Genomic DNA, 23,189 nt, shown 5'->3' on the forward strand with positions numbered 1-23,189 from the left:
CGGATCAGTGCGTCAGCCCTTCCCCCAGCCAGCGCCGCTTGTCCCGCAGCGGGGCCGAGCCGAACAGGCGGCTGTACTCGCGGCTGAACTGCGACGGGCTCTCATACCCCACCTGGTGCGCGACCACCGCCACGTCGGCATCGCTGGTGAACATCAGCCGCCGGGCTTCCTGCAGGCGCAGCTGCTTCTGGAACTGCAAGGGGCTCATGGCCGTGACGGCCTTGAAGTGATGATGGAAGGACGATGCGCTCATATGCGCGTGCCGCGCCAGGTCCTCGACCCGCAACGGACGCACGTACTGCTCGCGCAGCAGCCGTATGGCTCTCGCGATACGCTGCGTATGGCTGTCCTTCTGCACCAGCTGGCGCAACATCGCCCCCTGCCCGTTCATCAGCAGGCGATAGAAGATCTCGCGCTTGATCATGGGCGCGAGCACCGGAATATCCACGGGCGTATCCAGCAGCCGCAGCAGGCGCAGCACGCCGTCCAGCAAGGTGTCGCCCAGGCGATTGACGTACAGGCCCCGGCTGACTTCCGACTGTGAATCGGGCGGCGGCCCGACCTCGCGGATCAAGGCGTCTATCGCTTCGATGTCCAGGTCCAGCCGCAGGCCCAGGTAGGGCTCCGTCGGGCTGCCCACGGTCACCTTGCCCATCACGGGCAGATCCACCGAGGACACCAGGTAATGCAGGGGGTCGTATTCGTAGACCTCGTCGCCCACCAGCAGGCGCTTGGATCCCTGCGCGATCGCCGCGAAGATCGGCAGCTGCAGCGCATGCTGGTGGCCGCGCGTGCTCGTCAGCCGGTGCAGATGCAGGCCAGGCACCGCCGTGACCATGGAGCCTTCCAGCGTCCCGGTCAGGCGGATCAGCCGGTCCAGCAGTTCGCGGCGCGGCGCGTCGAAGGCCGCGTCGGGCTCGTCCAGCGCGGGCGTGGCGTGCAAAGAGGAATCGGGTATCTCGTTCAGGCCCATGGTTCACCGGATCGGAGGGCGGTCCCCGGGATGTTGCCCCCGCGGACGCGTGGAATTTTGTGCAATGAAAGAATAGCGCCAGTTTCCTGTCAGATGGGCAGCGCCCCCACTGGCGCCATGGATCCCTGGAGGATTAGGCAGTAATCGAACAGGATCGAGCACGTGACTTACAGACCTCGCGCGCATACTGCGCCGGTTTATCCGTGAGCGATCAACGATCAGGAGCATCCCATGCGCTACAACAAACTTGGCAATACCGGCTTATTCGTGTCTGAACTGTGCCTGGGCACCATGACGTTCGGCGGTGACGACGGCACCATGTGGGGGCAGATCGGCAACCTGGAGCAGAACGAGGTCGACAAGCTGGTCGGCGCCGCCCTGGACGCCGGCATCAACTTCATCGACACCGCCAACGTCTACTCGGGCGGGCGTTCGGAGACCCTGACCGGCCAGGCGCTGCGCAATCTGAAGGTGCCGCGCGAAAACGTGGTGGTCGCCTCGAAGGTCATGGGCGAAACCGGCACCCGCGGCGTCAATTCACGCGGCCTGTCGCGCTACCACATCATCGATAGCGTCAAGGTCTCTCTCAAGCGGATGCAACTGGACCATTTGGACCTGTACCAGCTGCACGGCTTCGATCCGGCCACTCCGATCGAGGAAACGCTGCGCGCGCTGGACACCCTGGTGCAGCATGGCCACGTCCGCTATATCGGCGTGTCCAACTGGGCCGCCTGGCAGATCATGAAGGCGCTGGGCATTTCGGAGCGGCTGGGGCTGGCCCGCTTCGAATCGCTGCAGGCGTACTACACGATCGCCGGCCGCGACCTGGAGCGCGAAATCGTCCCCCTGCTGCGCAGCGAAGGCGTCGGCCTGATGGTCTGGAGTCCGTTGGCGGGCGGCCTGTTGAGCGGCAAGTATGCACGCGACAAGCAAGGCGAGAAAGGCGATCGCCGCACCACGTTCGACTTTCCGCCGGTCAACCGCGACCGCGCCTTCGATTGCGTCGATGCAATGCGCACCATCGCGGACGCGCACAAGGCGTCGGTGGCGCAGATCGCGCTGGCTTGGCTGCTGCATCAGCCGGCGGTCACGACGGCGATCGTGGGCGCCAAACGTATCGAGCAGTTGCATGACAATATCGGTGCGGTCGATATCAGGCTCGATGACAAGGAGCTGGCCGCGCTGGCCGAGGTCAGCGCCCTGCCGCCAGAGTATCCGGGCTGGATGCTCGAGCGTCAGGGCGGTGTCCGCCGTCATCTGATGGAACATGGCACCCTGGGCTGAACGTACGCCGTTCCGGCAAACGCGCCGGCAACGTCAGCGGCCTTGAGTAAAACGCGCCGCCGCGACGGCGGCGCGGCCGACTGCCGCGAGTCAATACACGGCGACCGCCGACGGCGTCACCACGGATATCCGCTGCTCCGTCTTGTATCGCTCGAGCGCCTGCATCCCGGCTGCCGCGGCCTCGGACGCGGACTCGCAGGACTCGTCACTGATCACCAGCGTGCCTTTGCCCTGCTCTTTCGATAGCGCGAGATAGATATACCACCCGTATCCCGACGCGGACTCGTCCACGTCCAGCGTCAGGCGGTACCCCTCGCCTATCGTCATATACAGTTCCATGTTCTCCCCTTTTCGCAATGCATTTCTATAGCATGCGCGCGCCCTCGACCGGAACCGCGAAACTCCCCTATTGACTTGGCAGAACGACGTGTACTCGTATTCGGATCGCGTGCGCTAGCGTCCATCTACGATGTCTTGTTGTCAAGCGATCACCAGTTTGGAATCACATCAGGGGACACTGATTTTTCGTTTTCTTTCGAAACAATCCTCCGCGCCCATAAGGCTCCAAGGATGGTAGCGTTAGCCGTCGTCGTGATTTATCAGCTTTGCCCCTGGTAAGGATCGGCGACCACACGTGCTTGTTTTCGCCACGGCTCCGGCCGTGGCCTTTTCATTTATGTTGCGCGTCGTTTGCAACTAGTCGCAATAAGTAGCCGTTCTGCAACGACCGCATGGTGGCCTGCGTGCCACGACCACCCCTCCCTACTTATACTTTGCCGCGCTCTAAGATGAGGTCCAAGTGCAAAGAGTAGGAAGCGTCGTGATCGTCGACGATCACCCCATGATCCGCTTCGCGGTCAGAACGATACTGGAACAGAACGGCTGGGACGTCGTGGCGGAAGTGTCCACGGGCGTGGATGCGTTGAGCGCCGCGCGCGAGCATCGCCCGGACCTGATCGTGCTGGACATCGGCATACCGAAAATGGACGGGCTGATGGTGATCAGCCGCCTGCGGGCGGACGGCCGCGACCACAAGCCGGGCATCGTGGTGCTGACGGCGCAGAATCCGGACCACCTGGCCGCGCGCTGCCTGCACGCGGGGGCATCCGGTTTCGTATACAAGGGCAAGGAACTGCAGGAACTTGTCAGCGCCGCCAAGGCCGTGTTGCAGGGCAACACGTATTTCCCGACGGTGGCGCTGCACCCCAGCGGCGAACGCGGCACCGCGATGAGCGAAGCTGCGTTGATCGAGCAGCTTTCCGATCGCGAACTCGTGGTGCTGCAGCACCTGGCGCGGGGCGCCTTGAACAAGAGCATCGCCGCCACGCTCATGCTCAGCGAAAAAACGGTCAGCACGTACAAGAGCAGGCTGCAGGAAAAACTGAACGCCGCCACGCTGCTCGAACTTACCGACATCGCCAGGCGCAACGGCCTGGTGTGACACCATGAGAGCTGCCCTGCTGGGTCGGGCGGCATGGATTTCGGTACTCCTGCTGCTGGCCTGCGGCACCGACGCGGCGCATGCCCCCAACGACGACGACGGGTCGACCGCGTGGATCAGCGAGATGCTCGAAGAACAACTGGCATTGCTGGATCCGATGCTCGGCGCCAGCATGCTTGCCGGGACGATGCTGGTCGGCTGGAACGGCCATCTGCGCCGGCAGATCGCCCGTCGCGTGCGCCAGGAACACGAGCTGCGCGCCGCCGCGCAATCGGCCGAATCGGCATCCCGCGCGAAAAGCGATTTCCTGGCGGTCGCCAGCCACGAGATCCGCACGCCGCTCAATGCGGTGGCGGGCATGCTGGAACTGGGCTTGAAGGAAGCCGCCGCGGGCCAGGACGTGCAGGACCACCTGCGCGTCGCGCATGGCGCGGCGCAGGGGCTGCTCGATCTGATCCGCGACATCCTGGACCTGGAAAGAATGGATCGCGGCAAGCTCGATTTGTTGCCGCAGCGAACCAACCTGCGCACGCTCGCGCAATCCGTGGCGCAGGTCTTCCAGGGCATGGCGCGCGACAAAGGCCTGGCGCTGCGTGTCGAGGCCGGCGATGACGTCGACGTCGACGTGCTGGTCGATCCCATGCGGGTCAGGCAGATACTCTCCAATCTGGTCAGCAATGCGGTGAAGTTCACCCACACCGGACATGTCACGGTACGGCTGCGCGCGCGACGCCCACAGGCCATGCGCCTGGCGGTAACCATGCATGTGATCGATACGGGCATCGGCATCGGCGAGGCGGACCAGCGCAAACTGTTCGCACCCTACGCCCAGGCGCCGGACGGCGCGCGCATCGAGGGCGGCAGCGGACTGGGGCTGAACATCGCCAGGCGGCTGGCGGCCTTGATGAACGGCACCTTGCGGCTGGAGAGCGCGCCCGGCCGGGGCTGCGCCGTGCGCTTCGATTTCCAAGCGGACATCCTGCCGGCGCCGCCCGATGCCGGCGCCGCCACGCCGGCATGCCGCCCGGAACATCCGCCGCTGCAGATACTGGTGGCCGACGACAACGCGCCCAGCCGGCTGCTGTTGCGCAAACAACTGGAATTCCTGGGACATCAGGTCGTGCAGGCCGGCGGCGGCCGCGCCGCGTGGCGGCTATGGCGGCCCGGCGCCTACCAGGTGGTGATCACCGATTGCAATATGACGCAGGGCAGCGGCTACGATCTGGCGCGCCGGATACGCCAGGCGGAATCGACGCTGGACGTGGCGCCGTGCATCGTGTGGGCCTATACCGCCAGCGCCCGGCAGGACGAGATCGCGTGGTGCAAGGAGGCCGGCATGGATGCCTGCCTGTTCAAGCCCGTCACGCTGCCGGACCTGCAGCGGCGTCTGGCGGCGTTGCCGCGTGCGCGCGATGGCCTGCATGCGGCCTGGCGGCAGGGCCTGCGCTTCGATCCCGGCGCGCTCGAGGCCCTGGCCGCCGGCGACGGCGCGATCGCCGACCGCTTCCTGGCGATGTTGCGCGATACCGGCGAAGCAGACGCCGCGACGCTGCGGCGGGCGCTGGACCGCCAGGATTGCGGGGCCGCCACCGACGTGCTGCATGCACTGCATGGCGTCGCGCGCATGGCAGGCGCCGCCGCCCTTGCGCAGGCCTGCGTCACGGCGCAGCAGGACTTGGCGCGCGACGGCATGGCGGCAGCCGCGGATGCATGCCGGACCGCGCAGCGGGAACTGACGCTGCTGACGCGGTCGGTGCGTGCCTGGATCGACGGCGCGCCGCCCGGCGCGGAAAAGCCATGCCCGCTGACTGCTCAGGCCTGACCGTCCCAGGCGGAAGCCGGCACGTAAACGCAACCGGCCATCAGGCGCCGCGCGCTGCGGCTCAAGGTCACCTTGGTGACTTCCCAACGTCCTTCGTGCTGCCGCGCTTCGGCGCCGACGCGCAGCCGGCCGGACGTGTGGCCGAAGGAAAGCGTATCGCGCGCGCCGCCCAGGATGCGGCTGAGGATGGTGCCCGGCACCGCCGCGGCCGCCGCGATGGCGACCGCGCCCGTACCCGTCATCGCATGATGCAGCTGGCCCATCGACATGATGCGGGCCGCGACGTCGATCGTCGCCGCGTCGACCGGCGCGCCGCTGGACGCGACGTAGCTGGCGGGCGGGCCGAAGAAAGCCAGCTTGGGCGTATGCTGCCGCGTCGCGGTGGCCTCGGCCGCCGTCCGCGCCGCGCCCATCGCCACGGCGGCGTGCGCCCGCACCAGCTCCATGCGCGCCAGCAGCGCCGCATCGCCATTGATGCGGGCCTGCGTTTCGGTGCCGGTCAGGCCCAATGCCGCGGCATCGACCAGCACCGCCGGATTGCCGGCGTCGATCAGCGTGGCTTGTATGGTGCCGACGCCGGGAACGGAGATCTCGTCGATGGCGCGGCCGGTGGGGAACATGCCGCCGCCCTGCGCATCGCCGCCCGCGCCGGGATCGAGGAAGGTCAAGGGGATTTCCGCGGCAGGGAAGGTCACGCCGTCCAGCTCGAAATCGCCGAGTTCCTGCACCTGGCCATCGCGCATCGGCACCTGCGCGATGATGCGCCGCTGGATGTTCGCCTGCCAGATACGTATGGTGGCCACGCCATCGGCCGGCGCCTGCACCAGGCCGCGGTGTATCGCGAACGGCCCGACGGCGGAAGTCAGGTTGCCGCAATTGCCGCTCCAGTCCACCAGAGGCTGCCCGATGGCGACCTGGCCGAACCAGTAGTCGACGTCGCAGTCGGGCCGCGTGCTCTTGCCCACGATCACCACCTTGCTGGTGCTGGACGTGGCTCCACCCATGCCGTCGATCTGCTTGCCGTAGGGATCGGGGCTGCCGGCGACGCGCAACAGCACCGCATCGCGGCGCGCGGGGTCGGCAGGCAGGTCCTGGGGCAGGAAAAACACGCCCTTGCTGGTGCCGCCACGCATATACAAAGCGGGAATCTCTATCTGCTTGCCTGCCGTATTCATGCACATTTCCATCGAAGCTGCTGCCATGCCAATGGCTGGGTGGGCGCGGTAACAGGGCTTGCCAGGACCGCGCGGCGGCGGCACGATGTTACCGCCGCGCGCGCGATGCGTAAAAGCCTCCCGGGCGGCATATGCCTTGCTGCGCTGCGCGGTTCTGGCCCCGCCACGCCGCCGCGGCCCTGGATTTCACCCAGAACCTATCCCGGCAGCACGTTTCCGTGCGACGGACGGTTCGCTTGCGCCGGGCGCGCGCCCGGCAAGGAGCCGGCACGATGACGCTCTCCCAACCCCCTGTGCAAGTGACGCAAGACCCGCCGCTCGGCGACGAGGAATTGCAGGCCATGCACGCGTACTGGCGCGCTTGCAACTACCTTGCGGCGGGCATGATCTACCTGCGGGCCAATCCGCTGCTGCGCGAACCCCTGCAGGCGGATCATTTCAAGCGCCGCCTGCTGGGGCACTGGGGGTCGGACCCCGGCCAATCCTTCACGCTCGTGCATTTGAACCGGCTCATCCGCCAGCGCGACCTGAACGTCATGTTCATATCGGGGCCCGGGCACGGCGCTCCCGCCACGCTGGCGCATGCCTACCTGGAAGGCCGCTACAGCGAGATCTATCCGGACCGCGCCCAGGACGAAGCAGGCATGCAGCGGTTCTTCCGGCTGTTCTCCTTTCCGGGCGGCATCGGTTCGCATTGCACGCCCGAAACGCCGGGCAGCATCCACGAAGGCGGCGAGCTCGGCTACAGCCTGTCGCATGGCTACGGCGCGGTGTTCGACAACCCCGACCTGGTCGCCGCCGTCATGGTCGGCGACGGCGAAGCCGAAACGGGGCCCCTGGCGACGTCCTGGCATTCCAACAAGTTCCTGAACCCGGTGCGCGATGGCGCGGTGCTGCCCATCCTGCATCTGAACGGCTACAAGATCGCCAACCCCACCATCCTGGCGCGCATCCCGCGCGAGGAACTGGAAGCCCTGCTGACAGGCTACGGCCATCGTCCTTATTTCGTCGAAGGCGACGAGCCGCAGGCCATGCATCGCGCGATGGCGGCCACGATGGATCGCTGCTTCGACGAGATCGCGGCCATCCAGCGCCGTGCGCGCGAAGAAGGCAACCTGGAACGCCCGCGCTGGCCGATGATCGTCCTGCGCAGTCCCAAGGGATGGACCGGCCCGCGCATGGTCGACGGCCACCGCGTCGAAGGCTATTGGCGCGCGCACCAGGTGCCCGTGGCCGATCCCGCGACCAATCCGGCCAACCTGAAGGTGGTCGAAACCTGGCTGCGCGGCTATCGCCCCGAAGAGCTGTTCGACGAAAAAGGCGCGCCCATGCCTTTCCTGCGGGCGCTGGCGCCGGAAGGCGATCGCCGCATCAGCGCCAATCCGCATGCCAACGGCGGCCTGCTGTGCAAGGCGCTGGACATGCCCGATTTCCGCGACTACGCGGTGCAGGTCAAGGCGCCCGCCGCCACCTACCTGTCGCCGACCGCGGTGCTGGGCACGTTCCTGCGCGACGTCATGGCGCGCAATATGAACAACTTCCGCCTGTTCGGTCCCGACGAAACGGCCAGCAACAAGCTCACGGCGGTCTACGAGGTATCGCCCAAGACCTGGATGGCGGAAACCCTGCCGGTGGACGAGGATGGCGGCGAGCTGGCGCACGATGGCCGCGTCATGGAGATGCTCAGCGAACACACCCTGGAAGGCTGGCTGGAAGGCTATGTCCTGACCGGCCGACACGGCTTCTTCGCGACCTATGAGGCCTTCGTGCACGTCATCGACTCCATGTTCAACCAGCACGCCAAATGGCTGGAGAAGGCCAAGCTGGAACTGAGTTGGCGTGCGCCGATCCCGTCGCTCAACCTGCTGATCACGTCGCTGGTCTGGCGCCAGGATCACAATGGATTCACCCACCAGGATCCCGGTTTCCTGGACGTGGTCTGCAACAAGAGCCCGGAGGTGGTGCGGGTCTATCTGCCGCCGGACGCCAACTGCCTGCTGAGTGTGGCCGACCACTGCCTGCGCACGCGCGACTACGTCAACGTGATCGTCGCCGACAAGCAGCCCCACCTGCAGTACCTGGACCTCGATTCGGCCATCAAGCATTGCACCAAGGGCATCGGCATCTGGGAATGGGCGTCCACCGACCACGGCAGCGAGCCCGACGTGGTCATCGCCTGCGCGGGCGACGTGGCGACCATGGAAGCGCTGGCCGCCGTGCAGATCCTGAAGGAAAGGTGCGAAGGCCTGAAGATCCGCTTCGTGAACGTGGTCGACCTGTTCCGCCTCATGCCGGACACCGATCATCCGCACGGCCTGTCGGACCGCGACTTCGATTCGTTATTCACCACGGACAAACCCGTGATCTTCAACTTCCACTCCTATGCGACCCTGGTGCACAAGCTGACGTACCGCCGGCGCAACCACGAGAACATCCACGTGCACGGCTACCAGGAAAAGGGCAGCATCAACACGCCCTTCGAGCTGGCCATGGTGAACCAGATAGACCGCTTCCACCTGGCCATCGACGCCATCGACCGCGTGCCGGCGCTGCAGAGCCGCGGCGCGCACGTCAAGGAATGGCTGCGCGACCAGATCATCGTCCACATGGATCACGCGCATGCCGAAGGCATAGACCGCGAGGATATCCGCGACTGGACGTGGTCGGCATGAGCGTGGTCGATACCGATACCGGCGCCGACACCGCGCCGGTTTCCACTCCACCCAACGAGGTTGCCGTATGCCTGCCGACTCATCTCCGATCCTGGTGCTCAATAGCGGGTCGTCATCGCTGAAATTCGCGCTGTTCCGCCGGGACGGCGACGATGAAACGGCCGTGGCCGAAGGCGCGGCCGAACAGGTCGGGCGTGCCGATGGGCATCTGCGCATACGCGATGCGGGGGGCGGGATACTGGTCGAACAGGATCATGACATGCCCACGCAGGCGCACGCGCTGGATATCCTGGCGCGCACGCTGGCGCAGGTCGGGCTGGGCCCGCCGGCAGCGGTCGGCCATCGCATCGTGCACGGGGGCCCGCATCTGCGCGATCACCAGGCGCTGACGCCCGACGTCATGGCGCAGCTGCGCCAGGCCGTCCATTTCGCGCCGCTGCATATTCCCGTGGCCCTGGAGCTGGCGGAGCGCGCCCGCGCGCTCTGGCCGCCAGCCGGGCAATACGCCTGCTTCGACACGGCTTTCCACCAGACCATGCCGGCGCGCGCCACCCGCCTGCCCTTGCCGGCCCGCTATGCCGAAGCCGGCGTGGCGCGCTATGGATTCCACGGCCTTTCCTACGAATCGCTGGTGCGCCGCCTGGGCGCCGACCTGCCGTCCAGGGCCGTCTTCGCGCACCTGGGCAACGGCGCCAGCCTGTGCGCGGTGCTGGATGGCAAGTCGGTGGACACCACGATGGGCATGACGCCCGCCGGCGGCATCCCGATGGGATCGCGCAGCGGCGATCTGGATCCGGGCGTGATCCTGTACCTCATGCGCACGGAGCAACTGGACGCCGACAGCCTCGAAACGTTGATCAATCGCGAAAGCGGGCTGGCCGGCATGGCCGAAGGCGAAAGCGATATGCAGGCCCTGCTGGCTCGCCGCGCCGGCGGCGACGCGCACGCCGCGCTGGCGGTGGATGTGTTCACCACCGCCGTCAGCAAGCAGATCGGCGCCTATGCGGCCCTGATGGGCGGCATCGACCTGCTGGTGTTCACGGGCGGCATCGGCGAGCACAGCGCCGAGATCCGCCGCCGCATCGTCGCGCCGCTGGGCTTTCTGGGTATCGGGCCGGCGGTGCCCGGCCCCGCCGTCATGGTCGTCGCCACCGAAGAAGAACGGCAGATGGCGCGCCACTGCCGCCAGTTGATGGCGCGGGCCTGATGCCGCGGCAGGCCAGACCACCGGCGGGTGCGGCGCGGCGCGCCCGCCGCCAACTGCACCGTATCCCGACAGGGGGTACTGAGCCTGTACCGACCCGCGACAGCGGCGGTATCCTGGGCACCACCATAACCGCGGGCCGGCACGCGTCCCGGAGGAAGCAGCCATGTTAGGCCTGGATGCCTTGACCCTGGCCCGGATACAGTTCGGGTTCACCATTTCCTTCCACATCATCTTTCCGGCGATCACGATAGGCCTTGCCAGCTATCTGGCCGTGCTGGAAGGGTTGTGGCTGGCCACGCGCAAGACGCTGTACCGCGACCTGTATCACTACTGGTTGAAAATCTTCGCCGTGAACTTCGGCATGGGCGTGGTCTCGGGCCTGGTGATGGCCTATCAGTTCGGCACCAACTGGAGCTACTTTTCGACGTTCGCCGGCGGCATCACCGGGCCCTTGCTGGCCTACGAGGTGTTGACGGCGTTCTTCCTGGAAGCGGGCTTCCTGGGCGTCATGCTGTTCGGCTGGAATCGCGTGGGCGCCGGCCTGCACATGCTGTCCACCGTCATGGTGGCCATCGGAACGCTGATATCCGCCACCTGGATACTGGCGTCCAACAGCTGGATGCAGACCCCGCAAGGCTACGAAATCATCGACGGCCGCGCGGTCCCGGTGGATTGGCTGCAGGTCATCTTCAATCCCTCCTTTCCCTATCGCCTGGCGCACATGGTGGTGGCCGCCTACCTGAGCACCGCGCTGCTGGTCGGCGCCAGCGCCGCCTGGCACCTGCTGCGCGGCCAGGGCACGCCGGCGGTGCGCAAGATGCTGTCCATGGCCTTGTGGATGGCATTGCTGGTGGCGCCCGTGCAGGCCCTGATCGGCGACATGCACGGCATCAACACCCTGGCGCACCAGCCCGCCAAGATCGCCGCGATCGAAGGCCACTGGGAACAGCCCGCGCCCGGCGCGGGCGCGCCGCTGCTGCTGTTCGGCATCCCCGACATGGCCGAACAGGAAACCCGCTACAAGCTGGAGGTGCCGCGCCTGGGCAGCCTGATCCTGACGCACTCCTGGGATGGCAAGGTGCCGAGCCTGAACGAGTTCGCGCCCGCCGACCGCCCCAACGCCACCGTGGTGTTCTGGACGTTCCGCGCGATGGTGGGCCTGGGCGTGCTGATGATACTGCTGGGCCTGTGGGGGCTGTGGCTGCGGCGCGGGCAACGGCTGTACACGCAGCGCGGCTTCCTGCGCTTTGCCTTGTGCATGGGGCCGGCGGGCCTGGCCGCCATCCTGGCCGGATGGATGACCACGGAGATCGGCCGCCAGCCCTGGGTCGTCTACGGGGTGATGCGCACCGCCGACGCCGTATCGCCGCATGGCGCCGGGCAGCTGGGCTTCACGCTGGCCCTGTTCGTCGTCGTGTACTTCGTGGTGTTCGGCGCGGGCGTGGCCTATATGCTGAAGCTGATACGCAAGGGACCGCAGGGCGATCACGGCGACGCGCCGCCCGATGGCGGGCCGGGCGAGGAGCACCACGCCATGCGGCCGTTGTCCGCGGCGCAGGACGACACGCGCCCGCCGGCCGCTGCATTGGCATCGGCATCGGGGAGCTGAACATGGGTATCGATCTTCCGCTGATCTGGGCCGTCATCATCCTGTTCGGCGTCATGATGTACGTGATCATGGACGGCTTCGACCTGGGCATAGGCATCCTGTTCCCGTTCTTCCCCGCCAAGGAAGACCGCGACACCATGATGAACACGGTGGCGCCGGTGTGGGACGGCAACGAAACCTGGCTGGTCCTGGGCGGCGCCGGGCTGCTCGCCGCCTTTCCGCTCGCCTACAGCGTGGTGTTGAGCGCGCTCTACCTGCCCATCATCCTGATGTTGATCGGCCTGGTGTTTCGCGGGGTCGCCTTCGAATTCCGCTTCAAGGCCAGCGACGAACGCCGGCACTGGTGGGACAAGGCCTTCATCTGCGGTTCGATGCTGGCGACGTTTTTCCAGGGCGTGACCCTGGGGGCGTACATCGGCGGCATCCCGGTGGCCAATGGCGCCTACGCCGGGGGCGCCTTCGATTGGCTGACGCCGTTCAGCGTATTCACCGGCATCGCGCTGCTGGCCGCCTACGCCCTGCTGGGCAGCACCTGGCTGGTGATGAAGACCGACGACACTCTGCTGGCGCGCGCCCGCGCCATGGCGACGGGTTCGGCCTGGGCCGTCCTGGCGGCCATCGTGGTGATCAGCGTCTGGACCCCGCTGCTGGATCCGGGCATCGCCCATCGCTGGTTCAGCCTGCCCAACCTGTTCTATTTCGCGCCGGTGCCGCTGCTGGTACTGGCCTGCGTATACCTGCTGATCAGGACCGTGCGGCGCGACGCGCACGCGGCGCCTTTCGTCTGCGCGCTGGGCCTGGTATTCCTGGGCTATACAGGCCTGGGCATCAGCGTGTGGCCCAACGTCATTCCGCCGGGCGTATCGATCTGGGACGCGGCGGCGCCGCCGCAAAGCATGGGCTTCGCGCTGGTGGGCGCCCTGCTGATCGTGCCGGTCATCCTCATGTACACCGCGTGGGGGTACTACGTGTTCCGCGGCAAGGTGCGGCGCGGCGAAGGCTACCACTGAGGCGGCCCGTCGGACTCCCCATGCGCATCTGGAAAAGACTTGCCTGGCTGATCGTCATCTGGGCCGCCAGCGTGGCGGTCCTGGGCGGCGTCGCGCTGATCGTGCGCTGGATGATGAGCGCCGCCGGCCTCACCCTGCACTAGGCCCCTACCGGGGCTCCATGGCCTTGGCGAAATCGCTCTGGACGTAGTGTTCCAGGATTTCACGGCCCGTGGCCAGCCACACGCCTTCATGGCCGCAGATGTATTCCAGTGCCGCGTCCAGCGCGCCTATGCGGTGCGGCAGCCCGGTCACGAAAGGATGCACCGCGATCGCCATGACGCGCCCCGACGTCTCGCCTTCGCGGTACAGCACGTCGAACTGGCGCTTGATCATGGCTTCGAACTCCGGCACCGACACCTTCATGTCGTAATAGGCCGGCACATCGTTGGTCTGCACGCTGTAGGGGATGGACACCATGCGCGGCGAGCCGACTTCCATGGTGTAGGGCTGGTCGTCGTTCACCCAGTCGCAGACGTAGCGGATGCCCGCTTCGGACAGGTATTCCAGGGATCGCCAGGTTTCCGACAGCGCGGGTCCCAGCCAGCCGACCGGCCGGGTGCCGGAGGCCTTTTCGATGCGATCGATCATGTCGAAGATCGCCTGCCGCTCCTGCTCGGCGGGCATCTCGTCCAGGCGCACGGTATTGGTCATGCCGTGTCCCAGGAATTCCCAGCCGCGGCGCACGGCTTCGGCAATGATTTCCGGATGCTGGTCGCACACTTCGCTATTCAAGGCGGCGCTGGCGCGGATGCCGTAGCGGCTCAGGGTATCCATCAGCCGCCAGATGCCGACGCGGTTGCCGTAGTCGCGCAGCGACCAGTTGCGCACATTGGGGACGTGCGCGGTGTCGCGCGGCACGCGTTCGTTCTGCCGGCCGGGCATGACGTCGTCCAGGCCGAAGAACTCGACATTCGGGTTCACCCACACGGCCACGCGGGCGCCATTGGGCAGGGCGAACCGGGGGCGGGCCGGCATGGGGATATAGGGAAAAGGGCCGTAGCGGCGGGGCTGCATGAATATCCTTGACTTGTGCTGGGGTCGATCGGCTGGGATCACTCGGCCTTGATGCCGGCCGACTCGATGACCTGGTGCCATTTGGCGGTCTCGGCCTTCAGCATGGCGTCGAACTCTTCCGGCGTGTCCTTGACGACGTCCTGCCCCATGGCGGCGAACGTCTTCTGCACGTCCGGGCGGTCGAGCACCCTTTGCAGGGCGGCATTCAACTGGTTGATGATGGGCGACGGGGTGCCGGCGGGCGCCACGATGCCATTCCATGTGATGGCGGTATAGCCCTTGAGCCCCGCTTCCATCATCGTCGGCACGTCGGGCAAGGCCGGCGATCGCGTCGGGCCCGTGACCGCCAGCGCGCGCAGCTTGCCGGCCTTGACCTGCGGCACCGCCAGCGGCAGGACGTTGAACATCATTTGGACCTGCCCGCTGATCAGGTCGGTGGTGGCGGCGGGCCCGCCGCGGTACGGCACGTGGGTGAGCTTCACCCCGGCGTCGCGCTCGAACAGCGCGCCGGCCAGGTGCAGGGACGTGCCGATGCCCGAAGACGCGTAGTTCAATTCGCCCGGATGGCGCTTGGCGTAATCGATCAGGTCCGCGACGCTGTAGACGGGCAGGGCCGGATTCACCACCAGGACGTTGGCCACGCTGCTGACCATCCCGACGGCAGCGAAATCCCTGGCGGGATCGAAGGGCAGGTTCTCGTACAGGCTGGCGTTAGTGGCCAGGCCCGGCGCGGCCATCAGCAGCGTGTAGCCATCGGGCGCCGCCTTCGCCACGATATCCATGCCCAGGTTGCCGCCCGCGCCGGGCCGGTTGTCCACGATGACGGGCTGGCCCAGGTCTTCCGCCAGTCCTGGCGTCACGGTGCGCAGCACGACATCCGCGCCGCCACCCGCCGGAAATCCGAGCACGATCCTGATCGGGCGGTCCGGGTAGGCGTGGGCAATACTGCTGCATCCCGCCAGGCATAGCAAGGCGATTAGGCGACGCGCTTTCATGATTACTCCCTGTTCAGGTGGCGGAAGGTCCCGCGTCCGAACGCTGAGGCGGTTCCCAGAAAAACTCGGAGGTGTACTGGTACCGGTCTTCCCGGAAGAAATTGTCGGTCCAGCGGATGGGACGCCCATCCTGCAAGTATGTGGAAGCCTGGACGTGCATGACGGGATCGCCCAGGCCGATGTTCAACAGGTCCGCCACGTAGGTCTCGGCGCGCGACACGGAAATGGTGTGCACGCTTTTGGCCACCTTGAGGTCGAAATCATTCCACATGATGTCGTGCAGGCTGCGTAGCGGGAATTGGTCCATCGCGCCTTGCATGATGGCCGGCAGATAGCTTTCCACCACGGACAGCGGTTCGCCGTCCAGGTAATGGACGCGGATCAGCTTGAGGATGGGCTCGCCTTCGTTCAAGCCCAGGAATGCGGCAATCGCGCCGCGCGCCGGCGCCATTTCCATGGAAACGACGCGCGGATCGCTGGCCAGGCTTGCATGCAATGGGTCCGACAGATTGCTGACATATTTGGTGCGCGACGGCTCCCCGACGCGGCGCGTGCCCACGCCGCGCTGGCTGCTCAACAGGCCTTCGCGCTTGAGTTGGCTGAGCGCATGGCGCACGGTGGTGCGGCTGACGCCGAACTCGCGGCAGAGCGCCTGCTCCGTCGCCAGATGGTTGCCCTGACCCCATTCCCCGGCTTCTATCCTGCGGCGTAGCACCTGCGCGATCTGGTGATAGATCGGCACCCCGGCCGATAAAGTATGCGTCGACATTTGTATTGGCTTTATAACGATCGGTCCCACACAATGCCGCAAAAATACTCGACACGCCACCCAAAAGCCAAGCCCGACAATGCGATCGAATAGAAATCTCGCGTTACGGCGGGCCCATGCTTCGGCACCGCGCGATTGTCGACATTTCCTGTGTGTTGCGAACGATGATCCGTCCCGCGAAGTCTACCCGCGCAGCGCCGCCCCTGCGGGCGGAGGAGAGAATTCAAAAGCGCGTGTGGCGATGGTGTGGCGATGGGTTTAGCGATACGTGCGGCCATCATGCGGGATGTGTGCGCTTGGCGTACGCGATCCCATGAGGAAATCGCGCTTGCATCGCGTTGTACTTAACGGTAAAGTCCATACCGATCGGTACAAGCAATGCGCTTGCGCTTGATCCAGATCAACTCCGGCATGCGCTGACGCGTGCCTTCCCCTGCCGTTTCGGCATCGTCCTGTCCAGGTGCGCCATGACCACTCGTCCTCCGCTTCCGCCCTTTTCCCATGAATCCGCCGTGCAGAAAGTCCGCCTCGCCGAAGACGGATGGAATAGCCGTGATCCGGCCAAGGTATCGCTGGCTTATACGGAAGACACCGTGTGGCGCAACCGTGCCGAATTCGTCAACGGCCGGGCGCAAGTCGTCGAGTTCCTGACCCGCAAATGGCGCAAGGAGCTCGATTACCGGCTCATCAAGGAATTGTGGGCGCACGATGGCAACCGGATCGCGGTGCGCTATGCCTACGAATGGCACGACGACTCGGGCAATTGGTTTCGTTCCTACGGCAATGAGAACTGGGAATTCGACGACACGGGCCTGATGCGTTTCCGCCATGCCTGCATCAACGACCTGCCGATCCAGGAATCGGAACGGAAATTCCATTGGCCGCTGGGCGCGCGCCCCGCCGACCATCCAGGCCTGAGCGACCTGGGCCTTTGATCACAACACGGGGGCGCCAGGACCGGGCGCCCCGATCGCGAGCAGCCATGCCCAGAATCGTCGCGGAACGCCAGGACGTCATCCCCGTGCTGGCCGAAGTATTCCGCCATTACGGATACGAAGGCGCCAGCCTGGCCCGCATTACCGAAGGCACCGGCCTGGGCAAAGGCAGCCTGTATCACTTCTTTCCCGGCGGCAAGGAAGAAATGGCGGCCGCCGTCCTGGCGCATATCGACGATTGGTTCCAACACAATGTCTACGCGCCGCTGCGCCAGGCGCCATCCGCCGCCGACGGCTTGGCGGCAATGTTCGACGAAGTGTCACGCTATTTTTTGTCGGGCAGGAAGGTCTGCCTGGTCGGGGTGTTCGCGCTGGGCAATGAACGCGATCGTTTCGCGCAGGCCGTGGCGTCGTATTTTCGCGATTGGACGAATGCCCTGTCCGCGGCGTACGAAAAGGGCGGATTGCGGGGCGCGGCGGCGCGCGATCTGGCCGAGGAAACGGTCGGCGGCATACAGGGTGGGCTGGTGCTCGCGCGGGCCTTGGATGATCCGCAGGTCTATGTCCGCATGGTGCGGGGCCTGCGGGAGCGCGCGCTGGGTGCGCTGCCGGCGGCCGGCGCCAGGTCGACGCGCCGCTGAGCGGGCGGCGGTGCCCGCCCTGGCTGTACCGGCGACACCGGCTGTACTCGCGCCCGCCATGGCGGCGGTGGCGTCGTCCCTGCGCTATTCCCCGAACAGGTTGCGCTGGATCTGGTCCAGGTGCTCGATCATCAGGGCGGCGGCCTGGCCCGCGTCGCGGTCGCGCAAGGCGTCCACCATCGCGCGATGCTGCCGTTCGTATTGCGCGCGACGCGCCGGGGTCAGGGAATTGCGCTTGAGCCGACCCCATTCGCCCTGCTCCCGTACCTGGTTCATCAGTTCCAGGATCCGCATGAAAAAGGCGTTGTGCGTGGCCACGGCGAAGGCCTTGTGCAAGGCACCGTCCCAATACTCGAAGTCATCGATGGTGGACGCCGCTTCGGACTGCTCCAGGCATTCGGCCATCACGGCGAAGTCGGCCGCCGTGGCGTTGCGCGCGATCATGCCCGGCAACAGGGGTTCGATCAGGCGGCGCGCCTCCATCAGTTCGGCGGGGCTGACGTTGCCATCGAGATGCGGCAGCGCATGCTCGCGCGCCATGGCTTCGGCCTGTTCCGATACGAAAGTGCCGCTACCCACCGATTGCGTGATCAGGCCGCGTTCGCGCAGGTCCGACAGCACGCGCCGGACCGAGCCCCGGGAGGCGCCGAAGCGCGTGCTGAGCTCGCGTTCCGGCGGCAGCTTCACGCCGGCCCTGAGACGTCCGCCCAGGATCTCGTCGCGCAGGTAGCGCGCCAGCGCCTTGGCGCCCGGCGAACGCAGCGCCGCTTCTGCTTCCCCGTCCCCGGCTTGCACGGTAGTCTTGGTATCCATGGGCGAAGCATAAAGAAACAGGACCAATTGGTCAATAATTTTGACGAATCGGTCTTGCATTCGGTCCAAATTGGTTCTACATTACGGCCTGTTTTGACCAATTGGACTATGGAGTCGCCATGAAATTCGCCCAGCTTTCCCTACAGGGCCAGCGTACTATCGCCGTTGTGGACACCGACAAGGGCCAGTTCTGGCCGGTTTCCGAACTCGTACCCGGTTTTGCCGGCGACATGGTCCAATTGGTCCAACAGTACGAACAGCTGAAGTCCAAGCTGGTGCCGACCGGCGCCGGTAAATCGCTGGACCAGGCCAAGGTACTGGCCCCCATCGACCAGCCCCGCCGCAACATATTCTGCGTGGGCAAGAACTACCACGAGCACGCCGCCGAATTCAGCAAGTCCGGCTTCGACAGCAGCGCGAAGGAAGGCGAACACGCGCCGGAAGCGCCGGTCGTGTTCACCAAGCCGGCCAGCACGGTCATCGGCCCCAACGACAAGATCCCGCCGCACAAGGAAGTCACGCAGCAACTGGACTACGAAGTGGAACTGGCCATCGTGATCGGCAAGCCCGGCCGGGGCATCAAGAAGGCCGATGCCTTCAAACACATCTTCGGCTACACCATCGTCAACGATTTCACCGCGCGCGACCTGCAGAAACTGCATCGCCAATGGTTCCTGGGCAAGGCGCTGGACGGTTTCTGCCCGATGGGGCCGTACGTGGTGACCAATGACGAGCTGGACGCCACCAACCTGGGCGTCAAGTGCTGGGTGAATGGCGAGCTGCGCCAGAACTCCAATACGTCCCTGCTGATTTTCGACATCCCCACGCTGATCGAAACGATCTCGGCCGGCATCGAGCTGCAACCGGGCGACGTCATCGCCACGGGCACCCCGGCGGGCGTGGGCATCGGCTTCAATCCGCCGAAGTTCGTCAAGTCGGGCGACGTGATGCGCATGGAGATCCAGGGCATCGGCGTGCTGGAAAACGCCGTCGCCTGATACTCGCGCGCAAGAGCGAAAACAAGAAACGAGAAACGGCAACATCCGCGGCGCGTTGCGATGGGGCGCCGCCCGTTGCCGGGCACACAAGCAAGCACGATGCATCCTTTTTGGAGACAAGAATGAAAACCTTCCTGCGCGGCCTGACGGCCGCCGGCCTGTTCACCTGCGCCGCATTGGGCGCGCAAACCGCCTCCGCCGCGGGGCCCTACCCCAACCATCCGGTCACCATCATCGTGCCCTTCGGCGCGGGGGGATCGGCCGACGTCTACGCCCGCGTGCTCGCGCAGCACCTGGGCCAGGAAACCGGGCAATCGTTCGTCGTCGAGAATCGTCCTGGCGCGGGCGCGGTGATCGGCACGCAGTACGTGGCCAAGTCCGCGCCGGACGGGTACACGCTGTTGATGATGTCCAATACGCAGACCGTCAACGAAACGCTGCTGAACAACCGCCCCTATGACCTGATGCGGGACTTCACGGCGGTGGCGCCGGTGAACGAGGCGCCGCTGGTGCTGGTGGTGCGGGAAGGCTTGCCGATCAAGAGCGTGCAGGAACTGATCAAGGCCGCGAAGGCCAAGCCGGGCCAGCTGAATTACGCGTCCTCGGGCACGGGCACGCCTTACCACATGGCCGGCGAGCTGTTCAAAAGCCTGGCCGACGTGAACATCGTGCACATTCCCTACAAGAGCAGCGGCGGCGCCCGTACGGACGTGCTCGGCGGACAGGTCGACATGATGTTCGACGCCGTCAGCACGATGACCGACCTGATCCAGACCAAGAAGGTGCGCGCGCTGGCCACGACCGGCAACGAGCGTTCCAACGTGCTGCCCGACGTGCCGACCATGGCGGAAGCGGGCGTGCAGGGCTACACCGCCACCATCTGGCTGGGCCTGCTCGCGCCCAGGAATACGCCCAAGGACGTGGTGGATTTCCTGAACGCGAAGATCGCCAAGATCGTCAGCGACCCGCAGATCACGTCGGTGTGGGCCAAGAGCGGCGTCACGCCGATGAAGATGTCGCCCGAGCAATTCACCGACTTCCTGAAGGGCGACATCGACAAGTGGGGCAAGATCGTCAAGTCGGCGAACATCAAGGTGGATTGATCGCCATGCCGGAAGCAAGCGCCGACCATGCCGCCATCGCCTTCACGCTGAATGGCCGGGAAACGACGCTGCGCGTGGACGGCGACCGAAGGTTGCTGGACGTGCTGCGTAACGACCTGGACCTGAAAGGCAGCCACTACGGCTGCGGCGTCGGCGAATGCGGCGCCTGCTTCGTCCTGCTGGACGAACACGCGGTGCCGGCCTGCGACACCCCCATGTGGGCGGTCGCGGGCAAGCGCGTGGTGACCTCGGAAGGCCTGGGCACGCCACGGGATCCGCATCCGCTGCAGGCGGCCTTCATCGCGGAACAGGCGGCGCAATGCGGCTACTGTACGTCCGGGATGCTGGTCGCCGGCGCGGCCTTGCTGCAACGCTGTCCCCGGCCCTCGGACGCGGAGATCCGCGAAGGCATGGAACGCAATCTGTGCCGCTGCGGCACGCAATTGCGCGTCATCAAGGCGATACACCGCGCGGCCGACGGCATGCCGCGCGCCAGACGGGACGACGGACAATGACGGCCCTGCCTCCCAGCCTGCAGGCGAACAGCCGCCTTTCGACCTGGCTGCGCGTCGATGCGGACGGCTACGTCGAAGTGCGATCCGGCAAGGTGGAGATCGGCCAGGGCATATTGAGCGCGCTGGCGCAGATCGCGGCGGAAGAACTCGACGTGGCGTTCGAGCGCGTCCGCATGGTGGCCGCCGACACGGCGCTCAGTCCCGATGAGGCCGTCACTTCCGGCAGCCTGTCCATACAACATTCAGGATCCGCCCTGCGGCATGCGTGCGCGCAGGCCCGGGCGCTGATGATCGAAACGGTCGCGCAACGGCAGGGCCTGCCCGCCGCCGCGTTGACCGTGGTCGACGGCGTCATCCAGCACGACGGGCGCGGCCTGGCCAGTTATTGGGACCTGGCCGGAGACGGCCTGCTGGACTGCGCGGCGCGGCCGGGGATCACGCCCAAGAGGCGCGACAGCTACCAGGTGGTCGGCACGGCGCGGGCGCGCGCGGACATCGCGCAGAAGGTCTTCGGCGAATTTCGTTTCATCCATGATCTGGCGCTTCCGGATATGGTGCACGGGCGCATGATCCGGCCGCCTTCGCCGGACGCCGAGCTGCTGGATTGGGACGCGGACACGGTATCGGGATGGCCCGGCGTGATCGCCGTGGCGCGCGACGGCTCGCTATTGGGCGTGGTGGCGCGGACCGAAGCGCTGGCGGAACGCGCCGCCGGCGCGTTGGCCAGATCCGCGCGCTGGCGCGAACGCGATACGCTGCCGGACGTGGATGACCTGCCCGCCTGGTTGAAGTCGCTGCGCTGCGTCGACCTGCGGCTGGGAGACGCGGCCGCCGCCCCGCCCCATGCCGGCGCGCCCCTGCGGACCTTCCGCGCCGCCTATACCAAGCCTTTCATCAAGCACGGCTCGATCGGCCCCTCCTGCGCGTTGGCGCTGGCCGGCGATGCCAGCCTGGAAGTCTGGAGCCACACGCAAGGCATCTTCAATCTGCGCAAGGACCTGAGCCTGGCCTTCGGCTTGCCGGAAGCCGCCATCGTCGTGCGGCACGTGCAAGGCGCCGGCTGCTATGGACACAATGGCGCGGATGACGTCGCCTACGACGCCGCATGGCTGGCCCGGCGCTGCCCGGGGCAGCCCGTGCGCGTGCAGTGGTCGCGCACGGACGAATTGAACTGGTCGCCGCATGGGCCGGCCATGGCGATCGAGCTGCGCGCGGACGTCGGCGAAGACGGCCGCATCGTCGCCTGGCGCCATGAATTGTGGAGCCCCGGCCATGGCCTGCGGCCGGGCCGTTCGGCGACGCCGACACTGCTGGGATCGTGGTACCTGGAACAGCCGTTCGAACGGCTGCATTCCGTCGATGCGCCGCGCGCCGCGGGCGGCGGCGCCGATCGCAATGCGGACCCGATCTATCGTTTCCCCAGTACCGACGTGCTGTGCCACCGCGTGCTGGACGTACCGCTGCGCACCTCGTCGCTGCGCGCCCTGGGCGCCTACGGCAACGTCTTCGCCATCGAGTCATTCATGGACGAACTGGCGCGCGCCGCGCAGGCCGATCCCCTGGAGTATCGGCTGGCGCATTTGGAAGATCCGCGCGGCGTGGCGGTGTTGCGCCGTGTGGCGCAGATGGCCGGATGGGAAAATCGGGTCGACCCGCGTGGCGAAGGCAACGGCCGCGGCCTGGGCTTCGCGCGGTACAAGAACACGGGCGCGTATTGTGCCGTCATCGCCGACGTCGAGGTGCAGGAGCAGGTGCGCGTGCGGCGCCTGTGGATCGCCGTGGACGTCGGCCTGGTGATCAATCCCGACGGCGTCCGGCAGCAGATCGAGGGCGGCGCCCTGCAGGCGGTCAGCTGGACCCTGATGGAGGCCGCGCGCTTCGACCGCACGCGTGTGTTGGGCGAAAACTGGCAGGACTACCCCATGCTGCGTTTCTCGCAGGTGCCGGAGGTGGAAATCGCCATCGTCCAGCATCCTGGCGATGACTCCGTCGGCGCCGGCGAAGGTTCGCTGGGCCCCACCGCGGCGGCCATCGGCAATGCCGTGTTCGACGCGCTGGGCGTGCGGGTGCGCGACCTGCCGCTGACGTTCGACCGCATCGTCGCCGCCATGGAAGACGCGGCCTGACCCGATACGCCATCATCGCGTAAATACGCCTACTCGCTACAAAGG

21 protein-coding genes are annotated in these 23,189 nt (G+C 66.4%); 14 read left to right on the forward strand and 7 right to left on the reverse strand.

The features are described from left to right. Positions 1 to 4: 4 nt before the first annotated feature. Entirely contained in the window at positions 5 to 973 is a 969-nt protein-coding gene (locus tag CAL26_RS20125; RefSeq protein WP_094848516.1) for an AraC family transcriptional regulator, read from the reverse strand. A 231-nt stretch (positions 974 to 1,204) separates the two neighbouring features. Between CAL26_RS20125 and CAL26_RS20130 the strand changes: the two genes are divergently transcribed. Continuing rightward, the gene (locus tag CAL26_RS20130) at positions 1,205 to 2,257 is read left to right on the forward strand and encodes an aldo/keto reductase (RefSeq protein WP_094848517.1); all 1,053 of its coding nucleotides are present in this window, start codon (positions 1,205 to 1,207) and stop codon (positions 2,255 to 2,257) included. 90 nt (positions 2,258 to 2,347) lie between these two features. Here CAL26_RS20130 and CAL26_RS20135 read toward each other — a convergent pair whose 3' ends face one another. Continuing rightward, positions 2,348 to 2,596, reverse strand: a complete 249-nt coding sequence (locus CAL26_RS20135) for a hypothetical protein (protein ID WP_143277460.1) — start codon at positions 2,594 to 2,596, stop codon at positions 2,348 to 2,350. Between the two features lie 460 nt (positions 2,597 to 3,056). Between CAL26_RS20135 and CAL26_RS20140 the strand changes: the two genes are divergently transcribed. Both CAL26_RS20140 and CAL26_RS20145 read left to right on the forward strand, forming a co-directional pair. Then, positions 3,057 to 3,698 (forward strand): response regulator transcription factor, encoded by a 642-nt coding sequence (locus CAL26_RS20140; RefSeq protein WP_256988539.1) that lies wholly within the window; start codon positions 3,057 to 3,059, stop codon positions 3,696 to 3,698. A gap of 4 nt (positions 3,699 to 3,702) precedes the next feature. After that, positions 3,703 to 5,520 carry an ATP-binding protein gene (locus CAL26_RS20145; RefSeq protein ID WP_094848519.1) on the forward strand — a complete coding sequence of 606 codons (1,818 nt, stop codon included), beginning with the start codon at positions 3,703 to 3,705 and terminating at the stop codon, positions 5,518 to 5,520. On the opposite strand, the gene prpF is transcribed toward CAL26_RS20145, so the two are convergent. After that, entirely contained in the window at positions 5,511 to 6,695 is a 1,185-nt protein-coding gene (gene prpF, locus CAL26_RS20150) for a 2-methylaconitate cis-trans isomerase PrpF (protein ID WP_094848520.1), read from the reverse strand. The genes CAL26_RS20145 and prpF overlap by 10 nt on opposite strands. A gap of 272 nt (positions 6,696 to 6,967) precedes the next feature. On the opposite strand from prpF, the gene CAL26_RS20155 reads away from it, so the two are divergent. The 5 genes from CAL26_RS20155 to CAL26_RS20175 all read left to right on the forward strand — a co-directional run bounded on the left by CAL26_RS20155 (position 6,968) and on the right by CAL26_RS20175 (position 13,336). Further along, complete coding sequence (locus CAL26_RS20155; protein ID WP_094848521.1) at positions 6,968 to 9,367, forward strand: phosphoketolase family protein; 2,400 nt, start codon at positions 6,968 to 6,970, stop codon at positions 9,365 to 9,367. Between the two features lie 67 nt (positions 9,368 to 9,434). After that, a complete protein-coding gene (locus CAL26_RS20160; protein ID WP_094848522.1) occupies positions 9,435 to 10,574 on the forward strand; it encodes an acetate/propionate family kinase in 1,140 nt (379 codons plus the stop codon). A gap of 163 nt (positions 10,575 to 10,737) precedes the next feature. Further along, the gene (locus CAL26_RS20165; RefSeq protein WP_094848523.1) at positions 10,738 to 12,183 is read left to right on the forward strand and encodes a cytochrome ubiquinol oxidase subunit I; all 1,446 of its coding nucleotides are present in this window, start codon (positions 10,738 to 10,740) and stop codon (positions 12,181 to 12,183) included. A gap of 2 nt (positions 12,184 to 12,185) precedes the next feature. Next, positions 12,186 to 13,193 carry a cytochrome d ubiquinol oxidase subunit II gene (cydB, locus tag CAL26_RS20170; protein WP_094848524.1) on the forward strand — a complete coding sequence of 336 codons (1,008 nt, stop codon included), beginning with the start codon at positions 12,186 to 12,188 and terminating at the stop codon, positions 13,191 to 13,193. A gap of 20 nt (positions 13,194 to 13,213) precedes the next feature. After that, entirely contained in the window at positions 13,214 to 13,336 is a 123-nt protein-coding gene (locus CAL26_RS20175; protein WP_086066454.1) for a DUF2474 domain-containing protein, read from the forward strand. Positions 13,337 to 13,340: 4 nt separating this feature from the next. Here CAL26_RS20175 and CAL26_RS20180 read toward each other — a convergent pair whose 3' ends face one another. Genes CAL26_RS20180 through CAL26_RS20190 form a run of 3 tightly spaced genes read right to left on the reverse strand, consistent with a single transcriptional unit; the run spans position 13,341 to position 16,013 of the window. Continuing rightward, a complete protein-coding gene (locus tag CAL26_RS20180) occupies positions 13,341 to 14,249 on the reverse strand; it encodes a polysaccharide deacetylase family protein (RefSeq protein ID WP_218831568.1) in 909 nt (302 codons plus the stop codon). A gap of 38 nt (positions 14,250 to 14,287) precedes the next feature. Beyond that, positions 14,288 to 15,244: a tripartite tricarboxylate transporter substrate binding protein gene (locus tag CAL26_RS20185; protein WP_094848525.1), complete on the reverse strand. Its 957-nt coding sequence runs from the start codon at positions 15,242 to 15,244 to the stop codon at positions 14,288 to 14,290. A gap of 13 nt (positions 15,245 to 15,257) precedes the next feature. Continuing rightward, positions 15,258 to 16,013: a GntR family transcriptional regulator gene (locus tag CAL26_RS20190; protein ID WP_094848526.1), complete on the reverse strand. Its 756-nt coding sequence runs from the start codon at positions 16,011 to 16,013 to the stop codon at positions 15,258 to 15,260. Between the two features lie 467 nt (positions 16,014 to 16,480). Between CAL26_RS20190 and CAL26_RS20195 the strand changes: the two genes are divergently transcribed. Next, positions 16,481 to 16,948, forward strand: a complete 468-nt coding sequence (locus tag CAL26_RS20195; RefSeq protein WP_094848527.1) for a nuclear transport factor 2 family protein — start codon at positions 16,481 to 16,483, stop codon at positions 16,946 to 16,948. Between the two features lie 47 nt (positions 16,949 to 16,995). After that, on the forward strand, positions 16,996 to 17,589 hold the full coding sequence (locus CAL26_RS20200) for a TetR/AcrR family transcriptional regulator (RefSeq protein WP_094848528.1): 594 nt from the start codon (positions 16,996 to 16,998) through the stop codon (positions 17,587 to 17,589). A gap of 84 nt (positions 17,590 to 17,673) precedes the next feature. Here CAL26_RS20200 and CAL26_RS20205 read toward each other — a convergent pair whose 3' ends face one another. Further along, a complete protein-coding gene (locus CAL26_RS20205; RefSeq protein ID WP_094848529.1) occupies positions 17,674 to 18,402 on the reverse strand; it encodes a FadR/GntR family transcriptional regulator in 729 nt (242 codons plus the stop codon). A 119-nt stretch (positions 18,403 to 18,521) separates the two neighbouring features. Here CAL26_RS20205 and CAL26_RS20210 point away from each other — a divergent pair, with 119 nt between their 5' ends. The 4 genes from CAL26_RS20210 to CAL26_RS20225 all read left to right on the forward strand — a co-directional run bounded on the left by CAL26_RS20210 (position 18,522) and on the right by CAL26_RS20225 (position 23,144). Continuing rightward, on the forward strand, positions 18,522 to 19,400 hold the full coding sequence (locus tag CAL26_RS20210) for a fumarylacetoacetate hydrolase family protein (protein ID WP_094848530.1): 879 nt from the start codon (positions 18,522 to 18,524) through the stop codon (positions 19,398 to 19,400). A gap of 122 nt (positions 19,401 to 19,522) precedes the next feature. Continuing rightward, positions 19,523 to 20,503, forward strand: a complete 981-nt coding sequence (locus CAL26_RS20215) for a Bug family tripartite tricarboxylate transporter substrate binding protein (RefSeq protein WP_094848531.1) — start codon at positions 19,523 to 19,525, stop codon at positions 20,501 to 20,503. Between the two features lie 5 nt (positions 20,504 to 20,508). Continuing rightward, on the forward strand, positions 20,509 to 21,018 hold the full coding sequence (locus CAL26_RS20220; RefSeq protein ID WP_094848532.1) for a (2Fe-2S)-binding protein: 510 nt from the start codon (positions 20,509 to 20,511) through the stop codon (positions 21,016 to 21,018). Continuing rightward, positions 21,015 to 23,144 (forward strand): xanthine dehydrogenase family protein molybdopterin-binding subunit, encoded by a 2,130-nt coding sequence (locus CAL26_RS20225; protein WP_094848533.1) that lies wholly within the window; start codon positions 21,015 to 21,017, stop codon positions 23,142 to 23,144. The genes CAL26_RS20220 and CAL26_RS20225 overlap by 4 nt, the downstream gene beginning before the upstream one ends. The last annotated feature ends 45 nt before the right edge of the window (positions 23,145 to 23,189 follow it).

Origin of the sequence: Bordetella genomosp. 9 (assembly GCF_002261425.1) — a bacterium.
Classification (GTDB): Bacteria; Pseudomonadota; Gammaproteobacteria; order Burkholderiales; family Burkholderiaceae_B; genus Bordetella_C.

What these genes read in the sequence shown, in the direction of transcription:
- CAL26_RS20125 (WP_094848516.1), bottom strand. Translation starts at nt 973, where the DNA reads ATGGGCCTGAACGAGATACCCGATTCCTCTTTGCACGCCACGCCCGCG.
- CAL26_RS20130 (WP_094848517.1), top strand. Translation starts at nt 1,205, where the DNA reads ATGCGCTACAACAAACTTGGCAATACCGGCTTATTCGTGTCTGAACTG.
- CAL26_RS20135 (WP_143277460.1), bottom strand. Translation starts at nt 2,596, where the DNA reads ATGGAACTGTATATGACGATAGGCGAGGGGTACCGCCTGACGCTGGAC.
- CAL26_RS20145 (WP_094848519.1), top strand. Translation starts at nt 3,703, where the DNA reads ATGAGAGCTGCCCTGCTGGGTCGGGCGGCATGGATTTCGGTACTCCTG.
- prpF (WP_094848520.1), bottom strand. Translation starts at nt 6,695, where the DNA reads ATGAATACGGCAGGCAAGCAGATAGAGATTCCCGCTTTGTATATGCGT.
- CAL26_RS20155 (WP_094848521.1), top strand. Translation starts at nt 6,968, where the DNA reads ATGACGCTCTCCCAACCCCCTGTGCAAGTGACGCAAGACCCGCCGCTC.
- CAL26_RS20160 (WP_094848522.1), top strand. Translation starts at nt 9,435, where the DNA reads ATGCCTGCCGACTCATCTCCGATCCTGGTGCTCAATAGCGGGTCGTCA.
- CAL26_RS20165 (WP_094848523.1), top strand. Translation starts at nt 10,738, where the DNA reads ATGTTAGGCCTGGATGCCTTGACCCTGGCCCGGATACAGTTCGGGTTC.
- cydB (WP_094848524.1), top strand. Translation starts at nt 12,186, where the DNA reads ATGGGTATCGATCTTCCGCTGATCTGGGCCGTCATCATCCTGTTCGGC.
- CAL26_RS20175 (WP_086066454.1), top strand. Translation starts at nt 13,214, where the DNA reads ATGCGCATCTGGAAAAGACTTGCCTGGCTGATCGTCATCTGGGCCGCC.
- CAL26_RS20180 (WP_218831568.1), bottom strand. Translation starts at nt 14,249, where the DNA reads ATGCAGCCCCGCCGCTACGGCCCTTTTCCCTATATCCCCATGCCGGCC.
- CAL26_RS20185 (WP_094848525.1), bottom strand. Translation starts at nt 15,244, where the DNA reads ATGAAAGCGCGTCGCCTAATCGCCTTGCTATGCCTGGCGGGATGCAGC.
- CAL26_RS20190 (WP_094848526.1), bottom strand. Translation starts at nt 16,013, where the DNA reads ATGTCGACGCATACTTTATCGGCCGGGGTGCCGATCTATCACCAGATC.
- CAL26_RS20195 (WP_094848527.1), top strand. Translation starts at nt 16,481, where the DNA reads ATGACCACTCGTCCTCCGCTTCCGCCCTTTTCCCATGAATCCGCCGTG.
- CAL26_RS20200 (WP_094848528.1), top strand. Translation starts at nt 16,996, where the DNA reads ATGCCCAGAATCGTCGCGGAACGCCAGGACGTCATCCCCGTGCTGGCC.
- CAL26_RS20205 (WP_094848529.1), bottom strand. Translation starts at nt 18,402, where the DNA reads ATGGATACCAAGACTACCGTGCAAGCCGGGGACGGGGAAGCAGAAGCG.
- CAL26_RS20210 (WP_094848530.1), top strand. Translation starts at nt 18,522, where the DNA reads ATGAAATTCGCCCAGCTTTCCCTACAGGGCCAGCGTACTATCGCCGTT.
- CAL26_RS20215 (WP_094848531.1), top strand. Translation starts at nt 19,523, where the DNA reads ATGAAAACCTTCCTGCGCGGCCTGACGGCCGCCGGCCTGTTCACCTGC.
- CAL26_RS20220 (WP_094848532.1), top strand. Translation starts at nt 20,509, where the DNA reads ATGCCGGAAGCAAGCGCCGACCATGCCGCCATCGCCTTCACGCTGAAT.
- CAL26_RS20225 (WP_094848533.1), top strand. Translation starts at nt 21,015, where the DNA reads ATGACGGCCCTGCCTCCCAGCCTGCAGGCGAACAGCCGCCTTTCGACC.